The organism is Sphingobacterium sp. HSC-15S19 (assembly GCF_050433745.1).
Classification (GTDB): domain Bacteria; phylum Bacteroidota; class Bacteroidia; order Sphingobacteriales; family Sphingobacteriaceae; genus Sphingobacterium; species Sphingobacterium siyangense.
On sequence record NZ_JBNPWQ010000021.1, the window covers coordinates 82947 to 101203 of the forward strand.

An 18257-nucleotide genomic window follows, 5' to 3' on the forward strand; every position below is an offset into this window, starting at 1 on the left:
CAAAGATTAGAGCGGCTGCCTACTCTTAAGATAGCGATCCTATATATTGTGACGCTTCTTTTCGCCCCTAAATTACCTATGTCGTTCCACATTTTCCAATGCGTTCAGCAGCTATTGGTTGTGCTGGTTTTGATAACGTTTTGTTGTTATTTATTAAAGGGAAGAATCCGCCAGTATGGCTACATCTACGGGTATTATGTGTCTGTTGTATTATTTGGGATTTTCCAATTTTGGCGCGAAGCCCCTTTGGTTACAATCAGTCATTTCTCCCATATAGTGACCGATAGTTATGTAGTCAAAATTATTGAAGAGCCCAAGGTGAAGCGGGATATCATTCGTTTTTCGGCGGAAGTAGTAGGGGCTTACCAAAAAGGTGAATTTGTTGAAACTACAGGTCGACTGATGTTATCTTTAAAATCCAGCCAGAAGAACCCACTGCAGTTTGGTGATCTATTGTGGTTAAAAGGTCAAGTAAAGGAAATAGCTCCGCCATTCAATCCAATGGAATTTGACTATAGACAGTATTTGAAAAGACAGCATATCTATCATGAAATTTTCGCAGTCTTTGGTCGGTATAAGCTGATCAGTAGGAAAGAAACAACGGCTTTTTCATTAACTGGGCTCGCTTTACAAACGAGGAGATATTTTTTGGTTAAGCTTCGTCCCCATATCAAAAAGGATGAGCACTTTGCTATTGCTTCAGCTTTATTATATGGTTCCCGGAGCGATATCAGTGCCGAAAGCATCCAGGCCTTCACCAATACGGGAACGATACACGTACTAAGTGTTTCGGGAATGCATGTTGCTGTTTTATTCAGTTTTTTATCCCTTATTTTCAAGCGAATTGCCTGGCCTTTCTATCTCAGATGGCTGCCACTAATTTTGTTATGGAGTATGATCTGGATATATGCTTTTATTGCAGGGCTTGATCCGCCGATTACGCGGGCAGCTATTATGATTAGTTTTGTGCTGTGTGCACAGCATTTTAAACGAAGCTTTTCAACACTGAATTCGCTTATTATTGCCGCATTATTGATTTTACTGGCCGTTCCCCGGGCTGTTGCTGATGTGGGTTTTCAGCTGTCTTTTTTAGCCGTTTTGGGTATGACGATATGTTCGCCGCTTGTCGAAGGATTCCTTCCGGTTAAAAGACCGATATTACGGCTTTTGAGAGATGCATTGGCTGTTTCTATTGCTGCGCAGCTATTGACAACGCCACTGAGCCTTTATTATTTTGGACAATTTCCAACTTATTTTCTGGTAGCCAATGTATTAGTCGATTTCCCTTCAACATTAGCGATGTATCTCGGTTTTATTATGACAATCAATCCAATGCAGGGGCTCAACGATTTATTGGGCTTTCTTTTGGAGCATCTCATCGCTTTCATCTTATACTGCTTGAAATTTATTGACCATTTGGCTTTTTCAACAATAAAAGTTGAACCTATGGGGCTGGAGCTTCTATTTTTGACCTATTTTGCACTATTTTCTTTTTTATATGCTTTTCAATGGAAAGATAAAAAATACGTTTGGCTAGGGGGATGCTGTGCAATTGGAATACTATTGATCACTGCGCAAAAATACCTGGAAAATAAAGATGTAGAACGGTTTCGGGTCTATAATACGAAACATGAGCTGACGATCGGCTATTTCAAAGGTGGGCGCAGTATCGTTTACAGCACATTTGATTCTTTGCAATCCCGAGGCTTGCAATATGCATGTGGAAGAGAAATCCAATTACTGACGAGGGAAAAAGTTCAGTTTGTAGCTTTGAATGGTCGGGAGCGGAAAAACTATCTTGTTACGCTCCCTTTAGGTAGAATTGCTATTTTATCGCATGCAGGGGGAACAATGACACCTGCCGACCTTGTCATTGTCAGAAAAAATTTACTAAATGGTTTACCTCGTTTATTGAAGCAAATTAGACCAAAACTTGTTATACTGGATGGATCCAATTCAATGGAGAAATCCAAGCATACAAAACGTATGTTGGATAGTTTGGGAATACAGAATTATCTCATGAAAGATAATTTTGCGTATGTTTGGGATAAGGAGAACTTATGACGCAAGATAGTATATCAATCTTAAGGCAATACTGGGGTTTCGATTCATTTAGACCCCTGCAGGAAGAAATTATTCAATCGGTCATTTCAGGTAAAGATACACTGGCTTTATTGCCGACTGGCGGCGGAAAGTCGATTTGTTTTCAGGTACCTGCCTTGATGCGAGAAGGGATTTGTATTGTCGTTACACCGCTTATAGCATTGATGAAAGATCAGGTTGAGCATTTGAAAAAAAATGGAATTCAAGCGGTCGCGATTTATGCTGGAATGCGGAAGAGGGAGGTGGATATTACGTTGGACAATTGCGTCTATGGGCAAATAAAATTTCTCTATCTTTCTCCTGAAAGATTATACAATGATATCGTAAGGGAGCGCATACGATTTATGAATGTAAATCTTTTTGCGATAGACGAAGCACATTGTATTTCTCAATGGGGGTATGATTTCAGACCTCCCTATTTAGAACTCGCTAAGTTACGGGAACTGCATCCCAAGGTTCCTTTTCTGGCCCTTACAGCGACAGCAACTGAGCGTGTCATTAGCGATATACAGCAGAAGCTGAATTTTCCAAAAGAAAATGTATTTGTCAAAAGCTTTCTCCGCGACAATTTGGCTTATATGGCCATTGAGGAAGAGGATAAGATGGGACGTATGGTCCGCATCATACACAAGTTGGGTGGATCCGGTATTGTTTATGTCAGAAACCGGCGGGAAACACAGGAGATAGCCCGTATTTTAGTCAATAATGGCATTTCGGCAGATTATTACCATGCCGGGCTCACGGGGCAGGAACGGGATCAGAAACAGCAAGGGTGGATGACAAATGTTGTTCGCGTTATTGTAGCTACAAATGCGTTTGGGATGGGAATTGATAAACCCGATGTACGGTTTGTCATTCATCTCGATTTGCCCGATTCGCTGGAGGCCTATTATCAAGAAGCCGGTAGGGCAGGAAGAGATGGCAAGAAGGCCTATCCCGTTATTCTTTATCAAAAGGCAGATGAGCGGAAACTTGTCGATAATTTGCAAGCTAGCTTTCCTGATATTCCATTTATTCAACAGACCTATCATTACCTTTGTAATCATTTTCAGATTCCCTATGGTTCTGGAGAAGGAGTGACTGTAGATTTTGATGTTGTTGCATTTGCAAAAAAATATCAGCTACCGTTGGTTCCTGTTATGAATGCGCTGAAGTTTCTGGAGCGGGACACTTGGTTGGTTTTGTCAGAAGCTGTTACAATACCTTCACGCTTTAAGTTTGAAATTGATAGCGCCGAATTGTATAAAGTTCAGGTGCAGTATGTCAAATATGATAAGCTTATTAAGGCTATTTTGCGCAGCTATGGTGGTGTATTTGAAAACTATATCCTCATCAATGAATATGAATTTGCACGTAAGTTAGATCTGCCTTATGATCGTGTTGTCGAGCTGTTGAAGTCGTTGGAGACACTGGAAATAGCGAGCTATCTGCCTTCTACAGATGCGCCACAATTGACCTTTTTGCAGAACCGAGTCGATTACAAACACCTGCATATCGATCATATTTTTATTCGCGATCGCCATCAGGTGAAGGAAGAGGAAGTCAATGGCATGATCGGTTATATTGAACAGAGCAATTGCCGCAGTCAATCGCTGTTGTTATATTTTGGAGAGAAAAATGCGGGATTCTGTGAAGTATGCGATTTATGTCTGATCCGCAATCATCAGGAAAAGCAGCGGGCAAATATAAAAGCAGAAATCAAAAGCAGTTTACTTGCTGAAGCCAAAAACATTCATGATTTGGTGGCGAGTTTGACGATAGGCACAGAAAAGAAAAGAATAGAGATCATCCGTAATCTCCTAGATGCCGAAAAAATCCGCTTGGAGGATAATCTCTATTCTTGGAATACCTTGTTTTAAACTATTTCTCGATGGGTAGATTGAGCTCTTCACGGCCCCACTCTGACCAAGAACCATCGTATACACGGATTTGCTCATGACCAGCGAGATGACAAGCAAATGCTAAGACTGAGGCCGTGATACCCGATCCACAGGAGAATACATATTCATTTCCGGTCGCATTAAAATGATCAAATTGCTGTTTCAATTCATCAACGGGTTTATAAACGATTCCGTCAAATAATTCTTCGAAAGGGAGATTTTTGGAATGGGGGATATGCCCACCATGAAGGCCTTTCCGGGGTTCAGCTACTAAACCACTAAATCGACCTTTACTTCTGGCGTCAAAAATATTCACTTGAGTATCCCGATAATGTGTTAAGATATACTCTTTATCGGCATAAAGGTTTGCTTGAAATTGGGCTTTAAAATTACCGGGACTTGCAGCGGTTGTATACTGGTCTACGACGGGCAGTTTGTTATTTTTCCAAGCAGGAACACCGCCATTTAAAATAAAGACCTGTTCAAATCCCATGACCTTAAACATCCACCAGGCCCTTGGGCTTGAATAAACGCCCCATCTGTCATATAATACGACCGTACTATCCTGATTTATTCCCAGGCTTTGCATTTCCCTTTCGAATACCGCTGCAGAAACGAGGGTATGCGGTAATTTGGAAGTAGCATCCGAAAGTTTCCCTTCGATGTCAAAAAATTGAGAATGGGGAAGAACTTCGAACTTGGTATCCTTGATGGATTGACCAACTTTGTCGATGGTGCAATCGAGGAGGACAATGTCTGTATGCTGTCCCAGTGATTCCTGAAGTTCGGTGGGGTTAATTAAGGCTGATTTGAATGACATAACAATAACGTTTATTGATACAAAATTACAAAAGCATCCCTATAAAAACAAAGCGGCTGTCCTTTTGGAACAGCCGCTTTTTATGGATTGAAATTGCTAATTACTTAGCGTTTTTATCATTTTCCATTTGCTCTTTCAATTGAGCTAATACGTCTAAGTCGCCTAAAGTAGATTTTTCAACAGAATCTTTTACTTTTTTCACAGCTGAAGACTCAGCTTTAGCGTCTTTTTTACGGTTGTTAGACTCTTCTTTGCGAGCTTCTTCTTTCTCTTCTTCCCAGATACGAGAGTGAGAAATTACCAAACGTTTGTTCTCTTTGTTGAACTCGATGATTTTGAATGAAGTAACTTCATCAACTTTCAATGAAGAACCGTCTTCTTTAACAGAGTGTTTAGAAGGACAGAAACCTTCAACACCGTATTGTAAAGCTACGATATCACCTTTGTCACCAACTTTGATCACAGTACCTTCGTGGATAGAACCTTCAGTAAAGATCGTTTCGAAAGTATCCCAAGGGTTTTCTTCCAATTGTTTGTGACCTAAAGATAATTTGCGGTTTTCTTCATCTAATTCTAAAACAACTACGTCTAATGTTTCACCAACTTTAGTGAATTCGTTAGGGTGGTTGATTTTTTTAGACCAAGATAAATCAGAGATGTGGATCAAACCGTCGATACCTTCTTCTAACTCAACAAATACACCGAAGTTAGTCATGTTTTTAACAACAGCTGTTTGTTTAGAACCTACAGGGTAACGCTCAGTGATGTTTTTCCAAGGATCTGGAGTCAATTGTTTGATACCTAAGCTCATTTTACGCTCATCGCGATCTAATGTTAAGATTTGCGCTTCGATCTCATCACCAACTTTCAAGAACTCTTGTGGAGAACGTAAGTTTTGTGACCAAGACATTTCAGAAACGTGGATCAAACCTTCAACACCAGGGATGATTTCTAAGAAAGCACCGTAATCAGCAACTGTTACGATTTTACCTTTAACTTTAGAACCAACTTCTAATGCAGTATCTAAAGATTCCCAAGGATGCTCAGATAATTGTTTCAAGCCTAAAGCGATACGTTTTTTCTCATCATCAAAGTCTAATACAACAACGTTGATTGTTTGATCTAGCGATAAAACTTCTTTTGGATGCTCGATACGACCCCAAGAGATATCTGTGATATGCAATAAACCGTCAACACCACCTAAGTCGATGAACACACCGAAGTCAGTGATATTTTTAACTGTTCCTTCTAATACTTGACCTTTTTCTAATTTAGCAACGATTTCAGATTTTTGGTTTTCTAAGTCGTTTTCAATTAATACTTTGTGTGATACGACAACGTTTTTGAATTCGTGGTTGATTTTCACAACTTTGAATTCCATTGTTTTACCTACGTATACATCGTAGTCACGGATAGGTTTGATATCGATTTGAGATCCAGGTAAGAATGCTTCAACACCTTTGATATCAACGATAAGACCACCTTTAGTACGGCTCTTAACGAAACCAGTAATGATTGCATCATTTTCCAATGCCTCATTGATAGCTTCCCAAGATTTTTGAGTTTTAGCACGTTTGCGAGAAAGTACTAATTGACCGTTAGCATCTTCTTGAGATTCAACGAATACGTCAACTTTGTCACCAACTTTTAATTCTGGTAAGTCACGGAATTCTGATAAAGAAACTAAACCGTCAGATTTGAAACCAACATTTAAGACTACGTCTTTGTTGTTGATAGAAACTACAGTACCTTCAATAATTTCACCTTGGTTAACTTGGTTGAAAGTATCTGCGTATTGTGCTTCAAGTTTAGCGCGTTCAGCATCGCTATAATTTCCGAAACCTTTATCATTTGCATCCCAGTCAAATTCACCTTCTGGTGTGATCCAAGTGTTTGATTTGATTTCGTCGATTAAGTTTGAATCAGCTTCTGATTCAATTTTTTCAGTGTCTTTCACTACTTTAGTGTCAGCACCTTGTAGCTCTGCGTTTTTCGCTGCTAATTCTTTTTCTGCTTCTTGTTTTTTTGCCATTAATTAATTTTCTCCTTTTTCCTACTTTGTAGGAGTTGCAAAGGTACAAAAAAACTTTAAATGCAAAATTTTATTTTTCTTATTTTATTGAAAGACTTTCAGTTATAGGGGACTTTTTACATGCCAACCCTGCAAGGGATGGTATTTGAATTGTACTATTGCTAATTCTCGACTTTATTTGCGGAAATCCTTTTCCGATAAAATAGATTTTAAGTGGCTTAAGACACCTTAGTCTTCTCTCTTAAAAGAGTTGAAAATGCGTGGCTTGGCAATAACAATGGTTTGTTTGGACAGCGCTATTGCCGCATTAAGCTCATAGCCCAATAATAAAATAAGTGTATTCAGGTAAATCCAGAGCATGATGACGATCAATGTCCCAATGGATCCATACAGTTTGTTATATGCACCAAAATGATTGATATAAAAAGTAAATATTGAAAATGTCAATATCGCTAGAATGGTAGCCATAGAAGCTCCTGGACTGAAGAGTTTCCATTTGTTGGAGTTGGAAGGGCCAAATTTGTAAATACAGCTTACCGTGAAAAAATAAATAGCGAATATAATCAGCCAACGGGCTATTTTAAGTAGAATCGCCCAGAAGCTCGATTTAATACCTGTCGTCTCTTTGAGGTAGTCTATCGTAATGCCAGCTATGGTAAATATCGTCATCCCCGCTGTTAAAGCAAAAATAATCAGAAAAGCTAAGGCTAAAGCAAGCAGTCGTTTTCTGATCCAAGGTCTTCTCTCCGTCATCAGGGAAGCTTTATTGAAGGCATTCATTAGGGAGGCCATGCCATTGGTCGCAAAATAGGCCGCAAACACAAAACCAAAAGACAGCAATCCGCCATTTTGGTTTTTGATAATATCCTCCAATGTCGTTTCAACAACGAGAAATGCATTTTTAGGAATTACTACTGCAAGGAAATCCAACAACTGTTCCTGAAAATTATTAATCGGAATATAAGGGATTAATGTAAATAGAAAAATGATTCCTGGAAAAATGGCCAATAGAAAGCTATAGGAAAGGGAAGAAGCCTTGCTGACGATGGAATCTCTGGAAAGCTCCTGAAAGAAAAATACCGCCACAGTATAAAGTGGTAGTGAGCCAAAGCCAGGTAGTACGACACGTTTACTCCATTCGATTAATCTAAAATAAGGTTTAAAATTTAATAGCCATTGGTGGATTTTCCCCATATCAATTAAAATATTTACTCATCTTATCCAGAAAAACCTGTGGCGGCATACAAGGTCTATTTTTCTCCATATTGACAAAGACCAAGGTTGTCTCTCCCTGGTTGAGTAGTTCCCCATTTTCATTGAAAAGCTCATATTCGAAAATGATGCGAACGGCAGGTTTCTGGCGGATTGTTACCCGTATCGTGATCAAGTCATCGTATTTGCCTGGTTTCAGATATTTGGTCTTCATCTCCGTAACGGGGAGCATGACACCCATTTCTTCCAGCTCCTTATACGATATCCCCGTGCTCCGCAGCATTTCAGTTCTCGCTATTTCATAAAACGCAGCATAGTTTCCATAATAGACATAGCCCATTTGGTCTGTTTCTGCATAGCGGACGCGAATCTGGTGGTCAAATACAAACATTATTTTTTAATATTTCTAGCGTCCAGAGCCTGTTGGAATTTACGTGCATTGATCAAATGCTCAGCCTCTGTTTTTGCAAAATTATGGTAACCAGAAAAATCATCTTTGGCACACATGTAAATATAATCATGTTGCTTAAAGTTTAAAACCGCATCAATTGCAGCGATGCTTGGAATTGATATAGGGCCTGGAGGCAATCCTCTATAGATGTAAGTATTGTAAGGATTGTCTGTTCTGAGGTGCTTGTTCAATACCCTTCTAATGGTAAAGTCATTATTAGCAAAGATCACCGTAGGATCTGCTTGCAATAACATACCTTTTTTGAGACGGTTTAAATATAAGCCGGCTATCATGGGCATTTCATCCTGGTGTAAAGCTTCACCTTTCACAATCGACGCCAATGTGCTAACCTGTTGTGGTGTCAGATTAAGTGCTTTTGCTTTTGCCGTGCGATCCGTATTCCAAAACTTTTTCCATTCATCATCAAAACGAGCAATTACTTTTTCCGGATTGGTGTTCCAGTAAATTTCGTAGGTATTAGGGATGAACATTGAAATGAGATTTTCTTTTGTAAATCCATATTTCTGTGCGGTAGCCTCATCATTCAGTACAGCAATAAATTGGGCAGAATCTGCCTCAAAACTTTTTCCAAGAAGTGCGGCCATATTTTCTTTCAGTCGCACATTGGAAAATCTGAATTTTACAGGTTCTTGGTAACCGCCAATCAAATTGCCGACTAAGCGTCTATTGTTCATCCCTGGGGTTAACAGATAACGTCCGGGTTTTACACTTTCTTCATATTTTTTATATTGTGCTGCACGCTCAAAGGAAGCGATATCATCCACTAGATTTGAATCCTTGATTGATTTCAGTACATCCTCATATTTTTCACCCTCGTGTATGTACAGGTACTTTTTCTCTCCCGATACATTCGAAGCATAAAATGCTTTATAAAATGTCCAGGCAAAATAACCTCCAACAACGATAACGATTAGCGCAATAATTTTTAACCAACTTGGTATTCCTTTTTTATTTTCCATTCTAAAATTTTTTATTCATCTGTTGTTCGCTATTCATGGCGTTTATATAACCCTTAGCGATCAGTGGTTGATGAATCTGCCAAGAACTCTAATCTATTACGATGGAGATCATTCGACGCAGCTTCATTTTTGAGTAAATAAACTTAAAATCCTAAACTATTCCCTTTATTTTCCTTTTCCTTTTTTTGCCCTGCTGCAGGATTTGTCGTTGTCGGTTTAGCTGCAGGGGTATTTGTTGTGTTACTTTTTGCTGGAGCAACAGGCTTTGACTGAACCGGAGGTTTTGCCGCTGGCGGAGTAACCTGTGTTTGGTTTGCCTGTGGTTTAGGTGTTGTTGTACCTCCAGTCGGAGCACCTGTTGTTGCTGTTGGTGCCGTGAGTGAAAGTGTTACGTCAATTTTAGCCCCTAAACTGGTCAGGCCCTTTTCTATTCCTGGTGACTGCACACTGATTACTGCAGTGGCTGTATCCGTTACGCTTGGATCGTAGGTTACAGTACCTAGACCTAAGCCAGCTCCAGACAAGGCGAACTTTGCTTCGTTTAATGGAAGCCCAACTAAATTAGGTATCTCCACCTCATTTGCTCCCAATCCATTTCCCAAAACCAGATCTATACGTGAACCTTTAGGAATCATGCGTCCGTTGCGGATAGATTGTCCCGCAAATTGAGCATCCAATACGATATCCCTGGCGATGTCAGCGACATAAGAAGTGTCACCGATTCGAAGGTTATGGTTTTTCAAGATGGCTGTTGCTTCAATCAATGTTTTATCTTTTATATTCGGAAAAGCAACTTCAGGTGCAACCTGTGTGATAATGGTCAAATAAATAGTCCGACCCGATTTTACATGAAATCCTTGTTCGGGATCCTGCTCTATGACCATGCCAGGTTTGGCATCCATCTGATAGACGGAGTCAATTTGATATTCCAGCCCGGCGTCCTCCAAAGCTTGGATGGCAGCACTGATATGAAGGCCTTTCACTTTAGGAACGGCGATAGATTCATCATGTTTGGTATATATTTTCAGTCCAATATAAACGAAAAGGAATAGACATACTATCGCGATAACAGCGGCAATAAGATTTTTCCTAAAAGTGGGGGTCTGAAGATATTGTACGACTTTGGACATTTCTCTGTTTGATAAAAATTAATTCTGCATAGAACCGCAATATTAAAGCCAAGTTTGCAGAATGATTAAATAAAATTATTCCTCACAAAATTATTCGTTTTTCCGTGTATAGCAAATTATATTTGCTATTCGAATCGCTAAAATTTATGAAAGCAAAAATAGCATTAATAACTGGAGGTTATACAGGAGAAGCTGAAGTTTCTTTTAAAAGTTCTGCCTTCGTCAATTCTCAACTTGATCACGACAAATACGATATATATTTGATTACAGTGACCAAAGAAGCATGGTACTATGAAGATTTAGACGGAAAGCGTCATCCGATTTCAAAAGCTGATTTTACCCTTCCATTGCATGGGGATATCTTGACTTTTGACTTAGCTTTTATTATGGTGCATGGTGTGCCTGGAGAAGATGGAAGACTTCAGAGCTATTTTGATTTGTTAGATATTCCATATACCTCATGTGATGCTTTGACGTCCGCATTAACTATGAATAAAGGGTATACAAAAGCGATCTTATCGGATATTCCCGAGTTGCATTTGGCAAAATCGGTCCTACTGTTTGAATCGCAACGCCCGGAGGCACTCAAAATCGTCGAAAGTAATCTTTCACTCCCTTATTTTGTGAAACCTAATGCCGGTGGAAGCAGTATCGGAATGACCAAAGTAAAGGAATCTGCACAACTGCAGGAAGCGATTGACAAAGCTTTTGATGCGGAAAATACAGGAAAACAGGTTATTGTTGAAGAATTTGTGACTGGACGCGAATTTTCCGAGGGAATTTTTCGGAATTCAAAAGGCGAGCTTGTTGTTTTGCCCGCTACAGAAGTTCGGACTACACGCGAATTTTTTGATTATGAAGCCAAGTATGTACCTGGATTAACCGAGGAGATTACGCCGGCAGACCTGACGGTCGAACAGCAGGAGCGTGCTGCGCGTATTTTAAGAGAAATCTATGTTAGATTGAACTGTAAAGGTATGGTTCGCGTGGACTTCTTTTTGGAAAACGATACCGATAAATTTTATTTTATCGAAATTAATACCATTCCCGGGCAGACTCCACAAAGCTTTATTCCGCAGCAGGTACGGGCTTTTGGAATGAAGGAGGGGGATTTTTACGGCGAGTTGATCGAAACAGCCTTACAATCGAAATAGTTCTATTTCAAAAATACCTTGAAGCAAGCAGCCTTCTGCCCAAAGTAGATAAAAATATGCCGCAATAGCGACACACAAAAACGGCTTTCATACATTGAAAGCCGTTTTTGTGTGTTTTATTTTCTGAAATCAAATTTGGATAGATCGGGTTTAAACTTCTTAACCCTTTTCAATTCCTCCTGATAAATTACCTGCCCGATATTCTTTAAAAAGGGGTAGGTTACTGTGTCGTATTCATAGCGTCCATCGTTGTAGATGCCATTTTCATTGGACTGCACAACAACGGCGAGCATAAATTCTACCCCATGTTCAAAGTCGACGATATAAGCATTATCAATATTATAGCCATAAGAATCTCCATACTTGTTGAAGATCCGGATGTTGGGATTTAAGGTCGCATTTTTTTCACGGCCATAAAAAAGGAGCTTGCTATACGTTGGCCAAAATTCTGTTGGATCATATTTCGGGAAATCCGATTCAAAGGGATAGCGCGACATATAGTCATAGAGTAGGTCATAATCCTCCTTTTTTAGATTAAATCGTTCTTTAGGCTGAAATGCTTCCGGAAAGAGTAATTTCTTCAATATGAACTGTTGATCTTCTAGTGCGTAGACATTAAGCCCCTCAAAACTCCAGGGCTCATGAATAAGTTCATCTTTATCGTTCATATAACCTTTCCCCTGAAGTGTATTGGCCAGCTTCAGGGTATAGTCTTTTGGGTCGAATTGGGCCGCTTGTTGGTAGATGATATCTTTTCCATTGTAAAAGGTAATGGGATTGGTGTGTTTGGCCCATATTCCTTTGTCGCCAATGGCAAGACGGTTGACGATACGGCTGTATTTGGTGCCGTATTTTTTTAGTTTTGCATTCAGTTCAGCACGGCCAATAAATTCAAACAGTCTATTTTGTGCATCATTGTCGCTGGTCAACAGTATTTTTTTTACGTATTGTGCAACAGAGGGAAGACCATTGGCTGCCGACTCGTCCACAAGAACCTTAGTCTGCTTTTCAAATGCAGAATCAATGCGGAGGGGAGTATCTTTGGTTAAACCGGCTAGATGGAGGTCGTTGATTTTTTCTAAGGCCAGAATTGCTGTCGGCAACTTTACTGTACTTGCGGGATAAAAATACCAGTTCGGATTCAGTCGATAGCTATAAGATCTGAAATGTGGCCTATTGGATTTGTCACGATCAATTTGTGTATACAGAATCTGCACCTCATTTTTCGTCGGATGACTTAATATGTTTTGAAATAGATCAGGATGACTTTGGAGTAATTTTTCCAGGTAAACAGTATCTATCTGCTGAGCGTATGCGTCTGACATGAATAGGGTGAAAATTAAGATGAAGTATTTGTGCATGTGCTTTAGATCAAAGTGTTGCGCTTGTTTAGTCCTGTAGATTAAGCTCTTCTATAGCTTTCAATATCAAAGCGCAATATCATGGAGCTTTTTGCCCCATGATATTGCGCTTTGATATTCGTAAACATGGAATTATTTTCTCGAATAAACTTCAAAGGTATAAGCAAATGCATGTTTCTCATCTGCCTGATGCGAATCTGAGGAAATTAATTCCCATTCTTCGGAAGGCAATTCAGGGAAGAAAGCATCTCCTTTTAGGGTTGTGTGTACTCGTGTCAAAAGCACTTTGTTTGCCAAGGGTAGCGCTTGCTGATAAATGTTTGCGCCACCAATGATAAACACTTCGCGTTCATCCCGGCAATATAAAAGTGCCTCTTGAATACTATTGGCTACATCAATATCTTCTCCCTGGAAATTCGCATTACGCGTGATGACAATATTCCTTCTGTCCGGTAAAGCTTTGCCTATGGCCTCAAAAGTCTTTCTGCCCATTAGGACAGAATGCGCAATGGTATTTTTCTTAAAATATTTAAAGTCGTTGGGTAAATGCCAAGGCATCTGGTTGTCGATTCCGATGGCATTGTTTTCCGACGCTGCTACGATTAATGTGATCGTTGGGTTGCTCATTTTTGATATAATGTGATTATTCGTCCGCTAAAATAATGTTGTTACAAAATTAGGTGCCTTCATTGTTAAACGGCAACCGGAGCTTTGATATGTGGATGTGATTCGTAGTTTAACAATTCAAAATCTTCAAACTTGAACTCAAAGATATCTTTTACTTCAGGGTTTATCTTCATCTGTGGTAGCGCTTTTGGCTCGCGGCTCAATTGGAGCTCCGTTTGCTCGAAGTGATTACTGTAGATGTGTGCATCGCCCAGAGTATGGATAAACGCTGCGGCTTCCATGTCGCAAACCTGTGCGACCATCATCGTTAACAAAGCATAAGAGGCAATGTTGAAAGGTACGCCAAGGAATATATCCGCACTGCGTTGATACAGTTGACAGGACAATTGTGGTTTCATGATGCCTTTTTCGGGCTGTGCTGGCGCCACATAAAATTGGAAAAAAGCATGGCAAGGAGGGAGTGCCATATGCTCTATTTCCGCAACATTCCATGCCGATACAATAATGCGGCGTGAATCCGGTGAATTTTTTAGTTGGTTGATCACCTGTGTGATCTGGTCGATATGGCGGCCATCAGGTGTTGGCCAGGAGCGCCATTGTGATCCGTATACAGGGCCTAAATTTCCTTGTTCGTCAGCCCACTCGTCCCAAATGCTTACGCCATTTTCTTTGAGATACTGAATATTGGTTTCACCTTTAAGGAACCAGATCAGCTCATGTATAATGGATCGCAAGTGTAATTTCTTCGTCGTTACCAAAGGGAAACCTTCCCGAAGGTTGAAACGCATCTGATATCCAAAGACACTTTTGGTACCTGTGCCAGTACGATCTGTCTTTACAACACCATTCGTATATACATGTCTGAGTAAATCTAAATATTGTTTCATCTGTAAAAAAGTAATTATTAAATACTAAATATCAAGGCTATAATCGAACTGGATAGGGACGAATAGCGCTATTTTATGTGTCTGATTCTCAATCGGGGAATATTTGAATACATCATGTCCGGACTAATTTCGTTTGCCTGTAATAAGCCGCCGGTGCATTCAGCCTTTCAAGATAGTCAAAACTAAGGAAAATCCTTATAACGAGAAAGTCAAAACTTAAAATGATAAGAGCGGTTACTGAAAAAAAATGTAATTTTGCAAAATATTATGGAGAATAAAAAAGTAGCTTTTTATACACTTGGATGTAAACTGAATTATTCGGAGACATCATCCATTGGTCGTTTATTTAAAGATGCGGGCTATGATACTACAGCGTTCAATAGCCGTGCAGACGTTTATGTAATCAATACATGTTCGGTAACGGATAATGCTGACAAGAAGTGTAGAAAAGTAGTGAAGGAAGCATTAAAGCACTCTCCCAACGCCTATATTACGATTGTTGGCTGTTATGCGCAGCTAAAACCAAAAGAGATTGCAGAGATTCCCGGAGTGGATATGGTCTTAGGTGCAGCTGAAAAGTTTAATATAATTGAGCATATCAATGATTTGACGAAACAGGAAAAAACGATCGTTTATAATGGTCCAATCGATGAGACCAATCAATTTGTCTCGGCTTATTCGATTGGCGATCGTACGCGTACCTTCCTAAAAGTACAGGACGGGTGCGATTATTCATGTACATTTTGTACGATTCCTTTGGCACGTGGCGGAAGCCGCTCGGGTAAGATCGAAGATATTGTGCGTCAAGCGGAAGAAATTGCAGCTTCAGGCGTAAAAGAAATTGTGTTAACGGGAGTTAATATTGGTGATTTTGGTATTCGGGATGGTAAGCGTGAAGACCGATTCTTGGATTTGGTAAAGGCTTTGGATGAAGTCGAAGGTATCGACAGGATTCGGATTTCTTCGATAGAACCTAATCTTCTTTCCAATGATATTATTGAGTTTGTGGCGCAATCAAAACGTTTTGTTCCACATTTTCATATGCCACTGCAGTCTGGAAGCAATAAAATTCTGAGTTTAATGCGCAGAAGGTACAAAAGAGAACTTTACACAGAGCGCGTCGCATTTATCAAGTCATTGATGCCTAATTGTTGTATTGGTGTTGACGTTATTGTCGGATTTCCGGGAGAAACACGTGAAGACTTTATCGACACGTACAATTTCTTGAACGATTTGGATATTTCTTATCTGCATGTCTTTACCTATTCAGAAAGAGAGAATACGATTGCAGCTCAAATGGACGGTGCTGTACCGGGAGCTCAACGTAGTGACCGTAGCAAAATGTTGCATATCCTTTCGGAGAAGAAGCGCCGTGCTTTTTATGAGTCACAGCTTGGCGAGACTGGTGATGTCTTGTTTGAGGCCGATGAGAAAGATGGATATATGCATGGCTTTTCTAAAAACTATGTCAAAGTACGGACCTTATACGATCCATTATTGGTGAATGAGGTTGTGCCGGTTAAATTTATGGACGTAACGGATTCCTGTGAAGTGGAGGTAGAAGAAATTCCGGAGACACTGACACATTAATCTTTTTAAGGGGTATACCATATTAAGATTTATAACATATAAAAAAGGCAATCTTCTCTAGTAAGATTGCCTTTTTTCGTTAAAAGGAATTCCAAAATTTCCCTATTGATTGCCCTCCTAATGTGCACTGCTCTTTGCTGCGTTCAACCATATGACGGTACCCAAGATCAAAAGTACCCCGAGCCATTGTATCGTGGATACACTTTCATGAAGTATAAAAAATGACATACAGGTGGCTACAGGTAGCTCCGCCGAACTCAATATTCCGCCTAAGGAGAAGCCTGTTTTAGGTAAGCCGTAGGCAAACAATAAAGGCGGGATGACTGTGCCAAATAGAGAAAGGATCAAGCCGAAATAGAGGAAGTTTCCATCAAATTGACCATTCCATAAATAAGCAGGCGGAAATAAGGTAAAGACCATGATACAGGCCCCCGTTACCATAATAGCGCTTTTTTGAATGGGGTGATAGTCATTGCCGACACGGCCATTCACGATCATGAAGACCGAATAGGCGGTCGCCGCTAAAAGACCAAATAAGACACCTGTTAAGTTGAGCTGTTGTAAGCCTTTTTCAATAAGTCCAGTCGCTAATAATGTTGCAATGAGTACAATGCCGATGCCAATCAGGTTGTTTTTTGAAGGTTTTGCCTTGAAAAAGATAAATTCAATCAGCACACCGATCCAGATATACTGCATCAACAGTACAATGGCCAACGAAGCCGGAACAAGCTGTACACATTTGTAATAGAGGATACTCACCAAACCGGTAGAGGTACCACTGATTAATATCTTGATCCATGAAGATTTCTTGCTTGAAGAGTGAAATGACTTTGAAGAAAAGAGTTTGATGATAATATAGATAAGCCACAGTATAAGCATGCCAAATAAAACCTGAATTCCCGTTACCTCTCCTAAAGTCAACCCTTTACCATAAGCTTTTTTAACAAACGTTGATAGTATCCCAAAACTACTCGCACCTAAAAAGACAGCTAATGCACCTTTTAATTTTTCCATTCTCGAATAAATTAGGCGTCAAAGTTACGATTTCTGAACAATTCTTTTTCTTATCTGACGTTCTTATCAAGAAAAGCAATCTTCGGGGACAAGCTTAACAGTAAGGAGTAAATGCATCCAACAGGTGAAATTCATCGACTGGAAACATTGCTGTTCGTCGTAGCATGTTGCAGGGGACGGCTTTATAGCAGCGGTCATAGGGGTAAATTGTTTTTTAGCAGTGGGCAAATTTATTGGATATAAACAGCAATTTAATTAAGTTTGTTAGGCAAGTAAGTTTGTTAAGCAAGTAAGTTTGTTAAGCAAGAACGTAAATCGAACAGCATGAGTGTCAGATCTTATTTTATCTTCTTTTTAGGTGCAGTTCTATTTTTGAGCAGTTGTTCAACGAAGAAAAAGGTACTTAGCTCCAACACACATTCTTCCAATGGCGCGGTATTGACAGATGCGAGCTCAGCGCGCGGAAAAACCTTTTCCGGATCCCGACTGGACAATTATGCAGACTTACTCAATGTGAGTACAAAAAAACTAAATCCGCACCTTTATTCATTTATTGACGATTGGATGGGCATACCGCATCGTATGGGGGGACAGACCAAATCGGGGGTAGATTGTTCTGGGTTTGTTAATTTGCTCTATATTGAAGTATACAAAGGGAATTTGCCTCGGACTTCGCGTGACATGGAAGGAATAGTAAAGAGAAAAAAGGTCGATAAACTTGAAGAAGGAGATCTCGTGTTTTTTTCTTTCGGACGAAATGGGATAGATCATGTAGGTGTATACCTGCATAATAATAAGTTTGTTCATGTTTCGACACGGAAAGGCGTTATTATCTCTGATCTTTCTGACAGCTGGTATGCTAAGACCTTTGTTGATGCGGGCTCTCCAAATATCTAAATGCGTGAATTTCATGTAGGTTTTATGTCATATCTTGATATAAACTTTTATACCCTATATAAATCCTTATTTTTGTCAAAATTTTATAGAAATGACAATCAAGAGTAAGAAGATTTTTT

General features: G+C 39.7%; 15 protein-coding genes. 5 read left to right on the plus strand and 10 right to left on the minus strand.

The annotated features are described in order from the left end of the window. Positions 1-78 precede the first annotated feature (78 nt). On the plus strand, positions 79-2064 hold the full coding sequence (locus L1283_RS17495) for a ComEC/Rec2 family competence protein (protein WP_158638879.1): 1986 nt from the start codon (positions 79-81) through the stop codon (positions 2062-2064). After that, complete coding sequence (locus L1283_RS17500; protein WP_145328218.1) at positions 2061-3962, plus strand: RecQ family ATP-dependent DNA helicase; 1902 nt, start codon at positions 2061-2063, stop codon at positions 3960-3962. Before L1283_RS17495 ends, L1283_RS17500 begins: the two co-directional genes overlap by 4 nt. 1 nt (position 3963) lies before the next feature. On the opposite strand, the gene L1283_RS17505 is transcribed toward L1283_RS17500, so the two are convergent. The 6 genes from L1283_RS17505 to L1283_RS17530 form a co-directional block, all read right to left on the minus strand. Continuing rightward, a complete protein-coding gene (locus L1283_RS17505) occupies positions 3964-4803 on the minus strand; it encodes a sulfurtransferase (RefSeq protein ID WP_088160433.1) in 840 nt (279 codons plus the stop codon). 100 nt (positions 4804-4903) lie between these two features. Then, a complete protein-coding gene (gene rpsA / locus L1283_RS17510; RefSeq protein WP_075991301.1) occupies positions 4904-6835 on the minus strand; it encodes a 30S ribosomal protein S1 in 1932 nt (643 codons plus the stop codon). 228 nt (positions 6836-7063) lie between these two features. Then, positions 7064-8029, minus strand: a complete 966-nt coding sequence (locus tag L1283_RS17515) for a YihY/virulence factor BrkB family protein (protein ID WP_145330312.1) — start codon at positions 8027-8029, stop codon at positions 7064-7066. 1 nt (position 8030) lies between these two features. Continuing rightward, a complete protein-coding gene (locus tag L1283_RS17520) occupies positions 8031-8438 on the minus strand; it encodes an acyl-CoA thioesterase (protein WP_075991303.1) in 408 nt (135 codons plus the stop codon). Further along, complete coding sequence (gene mltG / locus L1283_RS17525) at positions 8438-9478, minus strand: endolytic transglycosylase MltG (RefSeq protein WP_088160436.1); 1041 nt, start codon at positions 9476-9478, stop codon at positions 8438-8440. The genes L1283_RS17520 and mltG overlap by 1 nt, the downstream gene beginning before the upstream one ends. Positions 9479-9621: 143 nt before the next feature. Next, entirely contained in the window at positions 9622-10608 is a 987-nt protein-coding gene (locus L1283_RS17530) for a PASTA domain-containing protein (protein WP_075991305.1), read from the minus strand. A gap of 146 nt (positions 10609-10754) precedes the next feature. Here L1283_RS17530 and L1283_RS17535 point away from each other — a divergent pair, with 146 nt between their 5' ends. Then, on the plus strand, positions 10755-11762 hold the full coding sequence (locus L1283_RS17535; RefSeq protein WP_145330310.1) for a D-alanine--D-alanine ligase family protein: 1008 nt from the start codon (positions 10755-10757) through the stop codon (positions 11760-11762). A gap of 116 nt (positions 11763-11878) precedes the next feature. On the opposite strand, the gene L1283_RS17540 is transcribed toward L1283_RS17535, so the two are convergent. The 3 genes from L1283_RS17540 to L1283_RS17550 form a co-directional block, all read right to left on the minus strand. Next, a complete protein-coding gene (locus tag L1283_RS17540) occupies positions 11879-13087 on the minus strand; it encodes a serine hydrolase (protein WP_244294564.1) in 1209 nt (402 codons plus the stop codon). A gap of 168 nt (positions 13088-13255) precedes the next feature. Continuing rightward, complete coding sequence (locus L1283_RS17545) at positions 13256-13750, minus strand: dihydrofolate reductase (RefSeq protein WP_205399454.1); 495 nt, start codon at positions 13748-13750, stop codon at positions 13256-13258. Between the two features lie 65 nt (positions 13751-13815). Next, complete coding sequence (locus tag L1283_RS17550) at positions 13816-14637, minus strand: thymidylate synthase (protein WP_088160441.1); 822 nt, start codon at positions 14635-14637, stop codon at positions 13816-13818. 267 nt (positions 14638-14904) lie between these two features. Here L1283_RS17550 and mtaB point away from each other — a divergent pair, with 267 nt between their 5' ends. Then, positions 14905-16227, plus strand: a complete 1323-nt coding sequence (gene mtaB, locus L1283_RS17555) for a tRNA (N(6)-L-threonylcarbamoyladenosine(37)-C(2))-methylthiotransferase MtaB (RefSeq protein ID WP_075991309.1) — start codon at positions 14905-14907, stop codon at positions 16225-16227. A gap of 117 nt (positions 16228-16344) precedes the next feature. Here mtaB and L1283_RS17560 read toward each other — a convergent pair whose 3' ends face one another. Further along, on the minus strand, positions 16345-17241 hold the full coding sequence (locus L1283_RS17560; protein ID WP_286709339.1) for an EamA family transporter: 897 nt from the start codon (positions 17239-17241) through the stop codon (positions 16345-16347). Between the two features lie 324 nt (positions 17242-17565). On the opposite strand from L1283_RS17560, the gene L1283_RS17565 reads away from it, so the two are divergent. After that, on the plus strand, positions 17566-18138 hold the full coding sequence (locus tag L1283_RS17565) for a C40 family peptidase (RefSeq protein ID WP_075991311.1): 573 nt from the start codon (positions 17566-17568) through the stop codon (positions 18136-18138). Positions 18139-18257: the final 119 nt, after the last annotated feature.